We start from the raw sequence: 14,743 nt of genomic DNA, 5'->3' as shown, positions 1-14,743 counted from the left end.
CTTTAGGCATGATTCCTAACACTTCTTTTCCAGTTTTCTATTATTAGAGGCGAACTTGCCCAATGTAGATGTATCCAACTTGCATGAATTAAACGATTGCAAAAACCTTCACTCTTTATATTCATATTCCATCCTTTGATATCCCATATGTGATTCATTTGTGAATTATATTTTTCATTAATTAATTCCCATCGATGAAATTCATGCCCTATTAGTTTATTTCCAGGACTGGTAATAGGACTTTTATTTTTACTTCTTGCTTCTCTATAACCAATTTTTAAATCACCTTTTTTGACCTTAAAAGGTAATACCCCAGACATTAAATGTTCTCTTCCTTCAAGATCAAATATACTTTTACCTAAAAGCATCATTCCGCCACATTCAGCGTATATAGGAAACTGTTGAGAAAAAATTCTTAATGAATTAAGGCTATTTTTTGAATTACTTAATTGTTTTGCATGTTGCTCAGGAAAACCACCAGGTATTATTAATCCTCTAGCTTCTTTTGGAATTTGTTCATTTTCAAGAGGTTGCCAAGTAATAGTTGGCATGCCGTGATCTTCTAGCAATTCTTTTGTTTCTTGATACCTAAAATGGAAAGCTTTATCTTCAGCTATAGCGATTGGGTGAATAAATCTTGGATCTTTCCTTGGCAAAAAGTTATATGTTTTGTGGTTAGATTTTGGAGCTAATAAAAGTTTTTTAAAACTTTCAATGTCTAGATATTCTTTTGCTATTGATGCCCACTTTTTAACTTTAATTTCTAACTCAAGAATTTCATGTGCTGGTGCTAAACCTAAATGCCTTGTTGGAAGATATAAGTCTTTGCAGGGAGGTAGAGAACCCAATGACTTTATATTGATTTGATCAAGAACCTCCAATAGTATCTTTTCATGTCTAGGAGTTTGAACATTATTTAGGACAACTCCTGCAATTTTTAATTCCTTATCATGTTCTCTAAATCCTTTTATTAAGGCTGCTATTGAAGCAGCCTTCCCTCTGGCATCAACAATTAGAACTATTGGCAGATTTAAAACCTTAGCTAATTCAGCTGTACTCCCTTCGGAACTACTGCCAATTCCATCAAATAATCCCATCACACCTTCAACAAACGAATAATCAGTTAATCCTCCAAAGCGATTAAAGTTTTCTTTAACCCATCTTTCTCCAGAGAGAATTAAATCAAGATTTCGACAAGCTTTCTTTGATACCGCTGAGAGTTGTTGAGGGTCTAAATAATCAGGTCCAACTTTAAAAGTTTGTACTGTTTTATTGATACTTTTTAAATAAGAAATTAAAAGAAGACTTAAGAGAGTTTTACCGCTGTTACTTGATATAGCAGAGATTACGCATGCCATCTAATGACTATATTTATTTGGATTGATTAACTAAATCAAGGATCTCATTTGCTATTGGTGCCGCACTCGCAAGTAAAGGACTTGTGTTTCCTCTACTACTGGAAAGTAAACGAGCAACATCATTCTCTAAAGAGGTCTTTTGAATAGGAACTACTTGTTCAATAAGTTCCATTCTTGCCATGCCTCCAGCTTCTAATCTCATACATTCCCCAGATTCTGATGCGAGAATTACACAAAGATCGTTTTTTTGTTTGTTCTTGGCTTTTGAAATTAATCTTAAACCAACTATTTGGCCAGGATTAATGCTTGGCTTACCAATAGGTAGAGAGGTTATGCCGACTTCAACAAGAGTTTTGTCTTGACGAAGAAAATTAACTTTCAGCTGATCTTTTTTTGAGCAGATGAACTTTTCAAGTTTCCAGTTGAGACGATCGGCAATCCATGCAGCAAGTAAAAGCCCTTGAACTGTTTGAGAACCCTCAATATCGATGTCAATTTTTTGTAAATTTTCAAGAGCATTTCTTCTTTGAAGTGGATCAAACACCATCGCTAAAGTCTCTCTCCAGCTTCTAAGACGAAGCCAATTAAGGTCGTTAACAGCTTGGCCCGATTGAATCCTTTGAAGTAATAAATTTAAGCAAACGATTGGTTCTCCATGTGCAGTATCAATAATTAATCTTCGATTTGGCAGCGCTAGAGCATGAAGGAATTCAGGAGCCTCATCAACTCTTCCATTCCACCACAACCAAGAAGGAAGGTCATCAGGGACAAGAGTCTCAACAATTTCAAGCCCATCATTAATTACGGTTTTATTACCTCGTAAAACAATTACGTCGCCACAAGCTGTTTTGCCTCCGCCTTCTTCAGGAAGAGGACAATATGCGGCAACTAATGTCTCTAAATTATTTTCTTTCTCAATTGTTGGTGCAATAGTTATTAATCTTCTAGGTTGTAAATTACTAATTGAGGTGTCAATGTGTTGCCCTCTAAGGTCTTCTACATTTTTAATTAGCTTTTCACATTGTATTGAAGATTGAACTCTAAAATCTAATGGGGAAGTACTGTTAGGGAGATTACCTTTTAAAATAATTTCTCTTGCAGCCTCTATAAGATCATTTCTTTGACTACCTACTACTGGCCCAGATATTTTTCCAGTTTTGACTAGTTTTTGTTCGATCCAAGCAGGTTGCCAGACAATTAAACAAAAAGTGTTGGCTCCTTTATCTCCTCTTTCTTCATGAGACCATAGTTGCTCAAGGTAAGTAGGAATTTCAGCTGGAGGTAGCTGAAGAGGCGTTTGAAGTGTTAGTTGAGGAGACATTTAATTTGGTTCGAATAAAAGATTTAGATTCAATTTTTTCAAGGTCTTCTCCATAGAAGCTGATCTTTTCCAATTAGTAAGTCTGATTCAGTAGGCCCCCATGTCCTTGATTCATATGGATAAACAGGTAATTCCCAAGGTGAATCCTCAATTTTCTCTAAAAGAGGAGTATATAAACGCCAAGCAGCCTCTACTTCATCGCTTCGAGTAAACAATGTTGGATCTCCAAGCATTGCATCAGCTAGGAGCCTTACATAACCCTCATCTGATGGCTCTCCAAAGGATTCATCATAAGAAAACTCCATATTTACAGGTCTACTTCTCATCCCAGAACCTGGGGATTTCACCTCAAAACTAAATTCAGCTCCTTCGTTGGGTTGAATTCTGAGGATTAATTGGTTTGATGTTGGGCATCCCCCAGCTGCATCAAAAAGGTGAACAGGAGCTTCTCTAAATGTAAGAACAACCTCACTAAGTCTTTTAGCTAATCGTTTTCCTGTCCTCACGTAAAAAGGGACCCCTTGCCATCTCCAATTGTCTATGAAAAGCTTCATTGCTACATATGTTTCGGTTGTGCTGTTTGGATTAACACCAGGTTCTTCTCTATATCCAAGGAGTGGATCCGCATCGCTTCCTCCTTTTGAGTACTGTCCCCTTACGCAGCAATCCCAAGGCTTCTCTTCATTGGCAAGCTTTACTGCTTGTAGTACTTTGGCTTTTTCATTCCTTATGGCTTCTGGATCAAAATGCCCAGGTGGTTCCATTGCGGTTAGTGCAAGCATTTGAGTTAGATGGTTTTGAACCATATCTCTTAACGCTCCTGAAGATTCGTAATAGCCTGCTCGATCTTCAACTCCAACTGTTTCGGAACTGGTGATTTGAACACTCGATATGTAATTTCTGTTCCAAATAGGTTCAAAAATCGTGTTTGCAAATCTGAGAACAAGAATATTTTGAACTGTTTCTTTACCTAAATAATGATCTATTCGAAATATTTGACTTTCTTGAGCACAACTCTGAACCAGAGAATTGAGTATCTGAGCGCTATTGAAGTCTCTTCCAAAAGGTTTTTCAATAACAACTCTACTGCGCTTAGGATCTTTTAATAATCCTGCGGCTGCTAAAGCTCTACATCCACTCCCATAAAATTTGGGAGAAACTGAAAGGTAGAAAGTTCGATGGCCATGAGTTGCTCTTAACTTATCAATTACTTCTAGTCTTTCTCCAAGCTTTACAAGGTGCTCAGGTTGTTGAAGGTCTACAGGTTCATAGAAAAGATTTTGAGAAAATAATTCCCATTCTTTTGGACTTTCTTTTATTCGAGAAGAAAGAGCTTCCTCCATTTTTTCTTTAAATATTTCATCATTCCATGGCCTTCTTGCACAGCCTAAAACTGCAAACTCACTTGGTAATCTTCGTTGCTTAAAGAGCTCGAATAAAGCAGGAACAAGTTTCCGGTGAGTCAAATCCCCTGAAGCACCAAAAATAACCAGACATTGAGGAGGTACTACTCGCTCTTGGCGAAGACCAATTCTCAACGGGTTTGTTACTGGCATGCTCATTGATAAATTCCTTGCCAATTAGATTTGAAATATTATCCAAATTGCTTCTAATCATTCCGCCATTTTCTGGTCGGATGTCCAAAAACAAAATTGATATTGATTGATTAAATATAGAAAAAATATTTATAAAGTAATTAATAATTATCGCTTTCCAGACTTTCTTATTTTACTAGTAAGTCTCAGCATGCCATCTACCTGCTTTTCTTAGCTTAGGTCTTAGTTCAGACCAGTTCAAACCTTTCGCAGAAGCCGCTGTTGTCATTGCTTCATCTATTCCTGGCTCCATTCCTTTTAGTCCACATAAGTAAATGTGTGTTTTAGGATTCTCAATCATGGTAAATATTTCGTCAGCATGTTCTAGGACCCTATCTTGGATATACATTCTTCCACCTTTTGTGTTTTGCTGTTCTCTGCTGATTGCTTTTGTGTATCTAAGATTTTCTGGGAATTTTGATTTGTAGTGTTCAAAGTCAGCATCGTATAGAAGGTTTGCTGTTTTTGGTGCACCCATGAACAACCAAGCTTTTCCTTTAAAATTCCACTGATGTTTTTCAATTTCCGTCGGTTCAAACATCCTTCTTAAATAGGCTCTCATTGGAGCTATACCAGTTCCTGTGGCAAGCATTATTATGTTCGAATCTTCTTCCTCTGGAAGAAGCATCTCTTTGCCTACTGGACCACTGATTTTTACTTTATCTCCAGGGGATAGGTTACACAAATATGTAGAGCAAACACCATTTATTGTTTCACCATCTTTTTCGTATTGAAGTTGGCGTACACATAATGAGAGTGTGTTCCCTGCAAAGTTATCACCATACCTAGTGCTAGCAATTGAATAAAGTCTTGGCCTATGTGGCTTACCTTTTGCATCCTCGCCAGCAGCAAGTATTCCGCAACTTTGACCTTCAACATATTTAAAGTCTGGGTCACCTCCTGATATATCAAAAGTTATGTGTTGAACTTTCCCTATTGCTCCTTCTTTGAGAGCTGAATAATTCTCGGTTACTGTCCCAGTGAAAGGTGCTTTTGGTTTGTAAGTATTTACTGGCACATCTGCATGGGGTTTTTTTGTTGCCGGTGCTTTTGCAGGTGAAGAGGGGGTTGATTCGGACACAGGTTTTGCAGTCGCAGGGGTTTTAGCAGCAGTAGGCTTTGCAGTTGCAGGGGTTTTAGCAGCAGCAGATTTTGCAGGTGCAGAGGTTTTAGCAGCAGCAGGTTTGGCTTTAACTTTGTCGCTCAATGCATTTTTACCAGTTCGCAAAATTGCACCAAATGAATATTGTCTCTGAATTAGGTAGAAAAAACCAATTATGATAGGAATATGTGCAAGACCACCAAGAACTACCTTTGTCTCTGAGTAAGCCATAAAAACTTAAATTAGATCCTGAGATTACCAATAAGAGGTAACTTTTAGCTGTTTTATGATCATATTACTAATTTCTGGTTCACCTTTTTAGACCGTCACAAGCTGATTTCTTCCAAATATGCATCTTTTTAAATTCTTTTAGATATTGATTTTGATTGACCGAAAAATTTTTTCTAAATTTTTATGTTCATTGTTCTGCTGGTAAAGGATTAAAAAAAAACGGAAATACCATTTAAATTTTTCCAATCAAAATAGGGGGTTTTTCCCCTATAAAAAGTTTTAAATAAATTTTATTTATAGCCCCAAGGGGATTCGAACCCCTGTCGCCTCCGTGAAAGGGAGGTGTCCTAGGCCTCTAGACGATGGGGCCAGATGAAGTGACAAATCACTGAATAAGTAATTGTTGTCACAATTGAAAGTTACGGGCCCGCCTTGCCACTCGTCAAGGTTTCTTGATCCTTGTTTTGTCCTCGCCATACTGGAACGGTGAAGTAAAAACATGCACCTTCAGTTGGTTTGGAAACTACCCAGATCTTGCCACCATGGACTTCGACAATTCTTCTACAAACTGAAAGACCAATGCCAAAGCCGGTTGTCTCGTGAGAAGTTTGTGGAAGTCTCACTCGATCAACAAATATTCGATGTTGTTCTTCTGATGGGATTCCAGGTCCATTATCTCGAACAATTACTTCAACCCATTGATTTGTTCTGTGAAGCATTGTTATAAAAATTTCACCTTCATCATCGGAAAACTTCAAGGCATTTTCGATGAGGTTTAGTAAAACCTGCATCATTCTTCTTTGATCTGCGTAGACCGAGGGCAAATCAGAAGGAATATCAGTATTTATTTTAATTTTGCGATTGAGCCATAGCTTCTCAAGCTCGAGTATCGCTTCAGCAGATAAGTTCGCCAAATCAACTTTTTGAGGATTAAATAAAGTTTCCCACCGAGTACTTCCAACTTCTAATAAGTCCTTTGAAAGTAGTTCAATCTCCTCTAACCTTCTTTTTAAGACTTCTTGAAATTTTGACATGCTTATTTGTCCAAGCTTTTGACTTTGGAGAGCTAAACCTGCAGCTGTTAAAGGAGTCCTCAATTCATGAGCAACCATTCTTAAAAGACTTTCTTGCGAATGTATTTTTTTAGTGAGTGTTTCGTTTTCTTGTCGGAGAACTAGAAGATCATCCTCTAGAAGAAGTTCTTTTTGTGTTTGATTGGATTCAAGTGTCTTTGCTCTAAGACTGATGCCAACAGAGTTGATTAGCCCTTCATGTTTCCATCTTGGTACCCAAGTTTTAACTTGTGAACAAATTGAACTTCCAGCAAAAATTTGTTTGGGCGAAGGCTCTAATTTTATTAGAGCAGGAAGTGCCACCAATCTATATAGCTCTAGTAATTCTGGGTTTTCAGAAGGATCTGAAAATTCTAAGTTTACAATGAAACCACTATCCTCTTTTTCCAAATATTCAATTAACGATCGAATATCTCCCCTTGAGAGATGGTGGCGAGATGCCACAAGCAACAGTTTTAACTGTCGTCGGTCCTGAGCTTCGGCACTATCCACAGTGTCGAGCGATCTAAATAATTACGCATACCTTAAGGTAATGAGACTCATTTTAGGTATTGGCTAATAATTAAGTGAATACTTTTTAAATCTCTCAGTTCCAGAAAATGGCTATTTCACATTCATCTGGTATTGAAAAGACTAGAGACTCTTCTGTAGGTATTGATAGACTGCGAATCAACTTTGATAGTAATTTAAGGCGATGGTTTGGTCGAAATATTGGTTTGTGGCATTCTAAAAGACAATATTTTTTTGATAAAGAAAAGGCTATTAATTTGGAAATGTATATTAATGTAAGCAAGTTAAATCAACGAGATTCGGAATTTGAAAGCTATCGGTTTAAGTGGTGGTGCGAGGATGAAAAAGATTTTTTTATTAAACGACCAACTTATAAAAGTGAAGGAGAAATAATTGCTCGATTACAAGGGCATCAACTAATACGTGATTGTTCTTATTTAACCGATTCTTCAGGAATATCAAACATTAGGCAAGTTGATGAACACGAATTGATCTTTGATACTAATTACGATAATTGGCACGTATTGGAACATACACGCTTAATAGATCAAGATAAATTTAGATCCAGAACTATTTACAGTTGGTTTAACGATAAGTTGAAGATAGTTGAAAATCATCATGAAATAAGGATTAAGAATCCCAACTGAAGAGTTTGTTAAATCTATTTTGATAGAAATCAATGTATGTTATATATTTAATTTGCAAGTGAAGAATTTTCAATAGATTTTTTCCCTGCATCATATGTTTCTTACCGACTAAAATCTCTTGAGAAAAATTAAAAATTCACCAAGACACAAAATCTTGGCTTTATCAATTATGTTTGCTTCAATATTTTTATCAAGTTGCAGCAACTCCATAAAGTCGGAATCTAATACACCCAAAATTAGAACTGACAAAACGGAAATTAATATTATTCCTGCTAGTGATGAAGATATTTTTTTATATAGACAAATAGGAATAAACTATTTGTGTATGGCAAGACAAATTGAAGTTGAATTCCCTAAGGCTATTTCCTTGGCTGCGAAAAATTATGAATTGCTCATAACAAGTAGACATGGCGGATTAATTAAAGAATTAGGAAAAGAAAAATTACCAGAAAAAAATATCTATAATGGAGCAATTTTGCAAATTCTTGATGGTGCCATAAAGAATTGCCCGGAGATGGTGCCAGATGAAGATAAGAAAAAATTCTTAAAAACTGTTGAACAATTAAACCAAAAGAAATAAATTATATTCTAAATTAAAGAAATTTATTTAATATGTCCACTCAGGAATCTATTAAATTATCAGACTATGTTGAATATCCTTTCTTAATACCGAGAATAGATTTAAATTTTGATATTCGAACTGATTGTGTTTTTGTGCAATCAAGAATGATAATTAAACCAAAGCATAAAGAATCCACAAAGCTTATTCTTAATGGTAGTCAAATTGAATTATTATCAATATCAATAAACGCAAGAGAACTTAAGTCAGAAGAATATTTAGTTACCGATAAATGCTTGATTATAAAGAGTCCGCCAGGTGCAGAGTTTGAATTGAAAATAAGATCGCAAATTGATCCTTTTAGAAATACATCATTAGAGGGATTATATATAAGCTCAGGGATGTTAACTACACAATGCGAGGCTGAAGGATTTAGACGTATCTGTTATCATCCTGACAGGCCTGATGTCTTAAGTAAATATACAGTAAGATTAGAAGCTGACACTTCATTATATCCTGTCTTATTGTCAAATGGAAATAAGAAATATTCAGGAAAATTAAAAAATAATATTCATAGACATCAAGTGGTATGGGAGGACCCTTTCCCTAAACCAAGCTATTTATTCGCTTTAGTTGCTGGTAAGCTTAACTCAGTTTCTGATAAATATATCACAAACACAGGAAGATTGATTGATGTTCTAATATATGTTGAATCTGGAGATGAAAAATATACAAAACATGCTATAAATTCTCTAAAGAAAGCAATGAAATGGGATGAGGATACTTATGGTCTTGAATATGATTTAGATGAATATAAAATTGTTGCGGTTAGGCATTTTAATATGGGGGCAATGGAAAATAAGGGACTAAATATTTTTAATTCAAAATTGGTTTTAGCAGACTCAAAGACTGCAACTGATGATGAATTAGAGAGAATAGAAAGTGTTATAGCTCATGAATATTTTCACAATTGGACCGGTAATAGAATTACATGTCGAGATTGGTTTCAGCTTTCGTTGAAGGAGGGGTTGACAGTTTTTAGAGATCAATCTTTTACTTCAGATCTTCATAGCACTGGACTTAAACGAATAGAAGATGTTTCATTTCTTAGGAATTATCAATTTGCTGAAGATAAGGGACCTACTTCACATGCTGTGAAGCCTAAAGAGTATGTGGCTATCGATAACTTTTATACAACAACTATATATGAAAAGGGCGCTGAGTTGATAAGAATGCTTGAGCTATTGCTTGGCAGAGAAATGTTTTTTAGAGGTATTGATATCTATATTAAAACTTTTGATGGCACTGCCGCTACAACTGAGGATTTCATTGATTCATTAATCAAAGGCGCCTATATAGAAGAAAGCAATTGTCCTTTTGATGTATCAAAATTTCTTAATTGGTATTATAAATCAGGTACACCAAAAGTATATGTTAATCAATCTTGGGATTCGAAAAATTCAATTTTAAATGTCTCTTTTAAGCAGAAGATAGAGAGTGATCAGACTAGTGAAAATATTGAAATGATTATTCCAATTCTTTATTCTTGTTATAGCAGAGAAAAAGGAGCTATACCTATATTTGAGGAAAATTTATTTATCTTAGATAAAAATAATAAGAATCTAAAAATTAAACTCCCATTTGAGAAAGAAGCCCCAGTTCTATCAATTTTCAGACGTTTCTCTTCCCCTGTTGCTTGGGAATCTGATTTGTCTATAGATGATTATCTTTTTCTTTTCTTAAACGATAATGACTATTTCTCGAGGTGGGACTCTGGTCAGTTTTTAATGCGTGAAATGATTAAAAATAGGCTTTTTAACAAAGCAAATTCCTCATTGGAAGATAAGTTTATTTTTGCTATCAAGCAATCCATTAAATCTTTAGAAATAAAAGATCCTTTTTTCTTGGCAACTCTTTTAAAGACTCCTGGTTTAACGGAATTGGAATCTCTATTTGAAAAAGTGGATCCGATAAATATATATAGAAAGTCACTTGATTTCAAAGTTTTAATTGGTAAGGGAATTCTTCAAGAGTTAAGAACACTAGCTTATAAATTATTTGTCGATATTGACCATGAATGGCCTGAGGGCAAAGGTCAAAGAAAACTATTAGGAACTATTTGGTCTTATTTAACTCTTGCGGGCGATAATAATGTAAAAAAGAATTGTGTTGAATCAATCAATCATTCTTCAATGACTATTTCAAAGGCAGCACTAGGTGCATTGAAACCACTTGATTGCGTTGAGACAAATGAAGCTTCAAATTTGTTTTATAACCTCTGGAATGACAACGCAGTGGTTTTGGATTCATGGTTCGCATATGAGGCGTCAAGACCTAATAAGCAAGGAATTGATGTGATTGAGAAATTATTATCACACCCTAAATTTGATTGGAAGGCTCCAAATGCAATAAGAGCTGTTCTAGGAGGATTTAGTCAAAATATTGAGTTGTTTCATTCTCTTGATGGACAAGGCTATTTGTTTTTTGCTGATAAATTAATAGATTTAGATAAAATTAATCCAATAACTGCCTCAAGAATGGTGAAAATCTTTAGTAAATGGAAAACATACGTCGATGAAAATAAGGAGGGAATGTATAAATCAATTTTAAAAATTAATAGAGCAAATATTTCACCAAATACAAGAGAGGTAGTGGAACTAATTTTGAAGTGAATTTACAGAATTATCTGAACATTGAGCTAACAGAACTCTCTTCGTGAATTCTCCAAATAGCTTCTCCAAGCATATTTGCAACTGATAAGACCTTTAATTGAGAGAAATCTAAGTTAGTAGGTACTGGAATACTATTAGTGACAATAACTTGTTCAAAAAGGCCTTCTTTTGAAAGTCTCTCGTAAGCAGGTGGAGAGAAAACAGCATGAGATGCACATGCAATTACTTTTTTTGCGCCTTCTTTCCTAAGTAATTCAGCTCCTGCACAAATAGTTCCTCCAGTGTCAATCATGTCATCAATCAATATTGCAGTTTTGTCTGAGACTTCCCCAATTACCGTGAGACTTTCGGCAACATTATGCCCTGAGCGGCGCTTGTCAATAATGGCTAGAGGTGAGTCCTTCATTTGTTTGGCAAAGGCTCTTGCTCTGGCTACACCGCCTACATCAGGAGAGACGACCACGATTTCATCAAGTTTCATCGTTGATAGATAATCAACTAAAACCGGTGAACCATATATGTGATCGCAGGGAATATCAAAATAACCTTGTATTTGTGCCGAATGTAAATCCATAGCTAATACTCTATCTACTCCTGATTTGACAAGAATATTTGCGGTTAGTTTCGCGGTTATTGACTCTCTACCTGCTGTCTTTCTGTCTGCCCTGGCGTAACCGAAGTATGGAATTACAGCTGTAATTTGTCTTGCAGATGCTCTTTTGCAGGCGTCCACCATGATCATGAGCTCCATTAAGCTGTCATTAACAGGAGCACAGGTTGGTTGTATTAGAAAAACATCACATCCTCTTATTGATTGCTGGATTTGAACGTATAGCTCTCCATCCGCAAACCTTTTTGAAACTAGAGGGACATTGGTTATGCCCATATAAGTCGCAATCTCTGTTGCTAATGCTGTATTTGATGTCCCGCTAATCAATCTGAGTCTATTAGTGTCATGCTTGAGACTAGTAGGTTCAGGATGTGCTGCAGTTATAAAACTAGTCACCGTTCCACCGCAAGCAAGAAATAGTATTTACTAATCTACCTTTATGTTGATACATGATCATCTAAAAGCGTTGTTTAATTTTTTCTTAAAAGATCTCATCAGCTTTTGTGAAACCTGGAATCACTGCCCTGTCTTCTTTTTGGGTGATGGGGTAAAATAAATATCTTCTAAAGAATTTTCTTTTGAAAACATTAATAATTTGTTTTCTGGTAAAGGCTCAAAGATTTTTAAAGGTGCTTTTGCTGAAAACACAAAGATAAAGAGAGCTGAATTTTCGAAATAGGGTCATCTTGAGGAGCAGGCTCCTCGAATGAAAAATATAAAATCTCAAATTAAATAGTCGCCTTTGATAGTGGCTTATTAAAAGAAAAATATTTTGGCGGTATGCATAAATAATGCTATTGATGGAAAGAAATATAATAATAATTTTTGTTTTAATTCAAAAAAGATTTGGTTTTTCTAAAATAAATGTTTAATTATTATTAGATTTGTTAGTATAAAAATACTTAATATATTTTTTTGATACTTAAGAAAAAGATTTCCCATTTTACAATGGAATCCATTTTGAATTTAATAAAAAAATAGCATTATTAGTTTTTCTTCGTGTTTTTTAGAGATAAAAAAAGTGAAATTAGAAAGAAATTCAGGGATCCTTCTTCATCCAACCTCATTGCCTGATAGCCCTGTCTGCGGTACCTTTGGCAACCCTTCTCGAATTTGGCTGAATGAACTAGCTGCATCTGGGATAGGAGTTTGGCAATTTTTACCTTTAGCTCCTACGGATTCATTTGGATCTCCTTATAGTTCTCCATCAAGTTTTGCCTTTAATCCATGGTTCCTTGATCAGAATGATTTAGTGAGAGACGGTTTCTTAGCTAATAGTCTAGAAATAGACTCTCCTGAAAATATTTTTTGTGTTGATAGAGTCGATTTTCAATTAGCTAATTCAAAAGTTAAGGCCTTGCGGTCTTCTTTGGTTGATTATTGGGACAAACAAAATAGAACTATTAAAGAAGAATTTGAAATATGGTGCTCAAGACAATTTTGGTTGGATGATCATTCCATATTTATGGAACTAAAAATTCAAAACAACGATCTTCCATGGTGGAAATGGCCAGATAAATATGCAGCCAAGGATAAGAAAGAATTAGCAAAGTGGAAAATTAATAATCAAAGAGAATTGTTAGGTCATAATCTGCTCCAATGGCATTTAGACAGGCAGTGGAAATCAATCAGAAAACTTGCGAAAGATCTGGGGATTTATTTATTTGGAGATGTCCCTTTTTACGTGTCTAAAGATAGTGCTGATGTTTGGGGTAATCGATCATTGTTTTCTATTTTAACGAATTCAAATACATACCTTCAAAGTGGAGTTCCTCCTGATTATTTTTCTGAAACCGGCCAGCTTTGGGGGAACCCTGTGTATCGCTGGAGTAGGCATAAAGCCGGCAAATATAGATGGTGGAGAAAAAGAATTTCAAGACATCTAGAACAAGTTGATTTTTTACGACTTGATCATTTTCGTGCTTTTGAAGCTTTTTGGGCAATTCCTGGTAAAGATAAAACAGCTGAGAATGGTTTTTGGTTATCTTCCCCAGGGAGAGAGATCCTAGGTTTAATAAAAAAAGATTGCAGTGGTTTTCTTCCTTTAGTTGCAGAAGACCTCGGTCTTATCACATCAAATGTTGAAAAGTTGCGCGATGACTTTGAATTAGCAGGAATGAAGATACTTCAATTTGCTTTTGATGGGAATTTAGATAATCCCTATTTGCCAGAGAATATTAAAAATGAAAATTGGATTGTTTATACAGGAACGCACGATAATTCAACTTCTCAAGGCTGGTGGAGAGAAATGGATCAAGAAAGAAGAGAACAACTTAGAGAAAGAATTCTTGATTTTGATAATTTCACTTCTTGGGAGTTGATTCGAATGGGTATGGAAACAAAAGCCAAATTATTTGTAGCGCCTATGCAAGATTTATTAAATCTTGATAACAAGTCTCGTTATAACAAACCTGGGACAGTAGAAAATAATTGGTCATGGAGATTATCTAGAAATGATTTGAATATTCAAGAATCTTTAAAAAGATATGGTGACATAGCTAAAGCAAATAAGAGATAAAATTACTTGTCTTTTTTGTTGAATTTATTTTCATTTTTTACACTAGTATTTTCTAACATTATTGGTTCAGTCGTAACACTATTTATTTTTATAAGATATCTTTGTTGAATATTAAGTGCTAATATCGATGAAAGCATAAAGACAATATATAATAAGCTCCCAACCCAGCTATTAAGAAAGTCTATATTTATGAAATTAAATTTAAACCTAGATATTTTATCAATACTATCTTTTTGTGCGACTAAACCATTTAAACTACCTTTCTCTAAATTGAACTTAGTCTCAATACTTTTGATCATTGAAATCAAATAAGTTTTCTCTGGTAGATACTTTTTCCATCCATTTTCAATAGATATTAAGACATTTTTTGAAATCTTGGTCTCATTAGATAGTTGCTCTAAAGAAATCCCAGATTTCTTTCTTTCAGCTTTAAATAAATTAATTGCTTCTGAAAAATCATTATCAGAAACAGGTTTATCCTGCTCCGGAGAAAACTTGGATGAGGATTTTTTGAAGTAAAAATTTAGAGCCATAAAATGCAAATTTT

At 35.0% G+C, this 14,743-nt stretch carries 11 protein-coding genes and 1 tRNA gene; 4 read left to right on the top strand and 8 right to left on the bottom strand.

The features are described 5' to 3' along the window. Positions 1 to 2: 2 nt before the first annotated feature. The 6 genes from AC6EI0_RS04235 to AC6EI0_RS04210 form a co-directional block, all read right to left on the bottom strand. On the bottom strand, positions 3 to 1,358 hold the full coding sequence (locus tag AC6EI0_RS04235) for a cobyrinic acid a,c-diamide synthase CobB (RefSeq protein WP_498523201.1): 1,356 nt from the start codon (positions 1,356 to 1,358) through the stop codon (positions 3 to 5). A gap of 13 nt (positions 1,359 to 1,371) precedes the next feature. Next, positions 1,372 to 2,679 (bottom strand): glucose-6-phosphate dehydrogenase assembly protein OpcA, encoded by a 1,308-nt coding sequence (locus AC6EI0_RS04230; RefSeq protein ID WP_498523200.1) that lies wholly within the window; start codon positions 2,677 to 2,679, stop codon positions 1,372 to 1,374. A gap of 38 nt (positions 2,680 to 2,717) precedes the next feature. Then, positions 2,718 to 4,241 carry a glucose-6-phosphate dehydrogenase gene (gene zwf, locus AC6EI0_RS04225; RefSeq protein ID WP_498523494.1) on the bottom strand — a complete coding sequence of 508 codons (1,524 nt, stop codon included), beginning with the start codon at positions 4,239 to 4,241 and terminating at the stop codon, positions 2,718 to 2,720. Positions 4,242 to 4,410: 169 nt separating this feature from the next. Further along, the gene (locus AC6EI0_RS04220; RefSeq protein WP_498523199.1) at positions 4,411 to 5,607 is read right to left on the bottom strand and encodes a ferredoxin-NADP reductase; all 1,197 of its coding nucleotides are present in this window, start codon (positions 5,605 to 5,607) and stop codon (positions 4,411 to 4,413) included. Between the two features lie 297 nt (positions 5,608 to 5,904). Further along, positions 5,905 to 5,977: transfer RNA gene (locus AC6EI0_RS04215), tRNA-Glu, on the bottom strand. A gap of 49 nt (positions 5,978 to 6,026) precedes the next feature. After that, on the bottom strand, positions 6,027 to 7,172 hold the full coding sequence (locus AC6EI0_RS04210; RefSeq protein ID WP_498523198.1) for a histidine kinase: 1,146 nt from the start codon (positions 7,170 to 7,172) through the stop codon (positions 6,027 to 6,029). A gap of 107 nt (positions 7,173 to 7,279) precedes the next feature. Here AC6EI0_RS04210 and AC6EI0_RS04205 point away from each other — a divergent pair, with 107 nt between their 5' ends. The 3 genes from AC6EI0_RS04205 to pepN all read left to right on the top strand — a co-directional run bounded on the left by AC6EI0_RS04205 (position 7,280) and on the right by pepN (position 11,068). Then, on the top strand, positions 7,280 to 7,837 hold the full coding sequence (locus AC6EI0_RS04205; RefSeq protein ID WP_498523197.1) for a hypothetical protein: 558 nt from the start codon (positions 7,280 to 7,282) through the stop codon (positions 7,835 to 7,837). Between the two features lie 154 nt (positions 7,838 to 7,991). Next, complete coding sequence (locus tag AC6EI0_RS04200) at positions 7,992 to 8,417, top strand: DUF8650 domain-containing protein (RefSeq protein WP_498523196.1); 426 nt, start codon at positions 7,992 to 7,994, stop codon at positions 8,415 to 8,417. Positions 8,418 to 8,449: 32 nt separating this feature from the next. Next, the gene (pepN, locus tag AC6EI0_RS04195) at positions 8,450 to 11,068 is read left to right on the top strand and encodes an aminopeptidase N (protein ID WP_498523195.1); all 2,619 of its coding nucleotides are present in this window, start codon (positions 8,450 to 8,452) and stop codon (positions 11,066 to 11,068) included. A gap of 10 nt (positions 11,069 to 11,078) precedes the next feature. On the opposite strand, the gene AC6EI0_RS04190 is transcribed toward pepN, so the two are convergent. Further along, positions 11,079 to 12,074, bottom strand: coding sequence for a ribose-phosphate pyrophosphokinase (locus tag AC6EI0_RS04190; RefSeq protein WP_498523194.1), 996 nt, complete (start codon positions 12,072 to 12,074; stop codon positions 11,079 to 11,081). Positions 12,075 to 12,699: 625 nt separating this feature from the next. On the opposite strand from AC6EI0_RS04190, the gene malQ reads away from it, so the two are divergent. Continuing rightward, positions 12,700 to 14,196 carry a 4-alpha-glucanotransferase gene (malQ, locus tag AC6EI0_RS04185; protein WP_498523193.1) on the top strand — a complete coding sequence of 499 codons (1,497 nt, stop codon included), beginning with the start codon at positions 12,700 to 12,702 and terminating at the stop codon, positions 14,194 to 14,196. A 2-nt stretch (positions 14,197 to 14,198) separates the two neighbouring features. Here the strand turns inward: malQ and AC6EI0_RS04180 are convergent, their stop codons facing one another. Beyond that, on the bottom strand, positions 14,199 to 14,729 hold the full coding sequence (locus AC6EI0_RS04180; RefSeq protein ID WP_498523192.1) for a helix-turn-helix domain-containing protein: 531 nt from the start codon (positions 14,727 to 14,729) through the stop codon (positions 14,199 to 14,201). Positions 14,730 to 14,743: the final 14 nt, after the last annotated feature.

Source organism: Prochlorococcus sp. G5PB11 (assembly GCF_059772425.1).
Note: the sequence above shows the minus strand (reverse complement) of the source record. Positions and strands in the feature narration are given on the sequence as shown.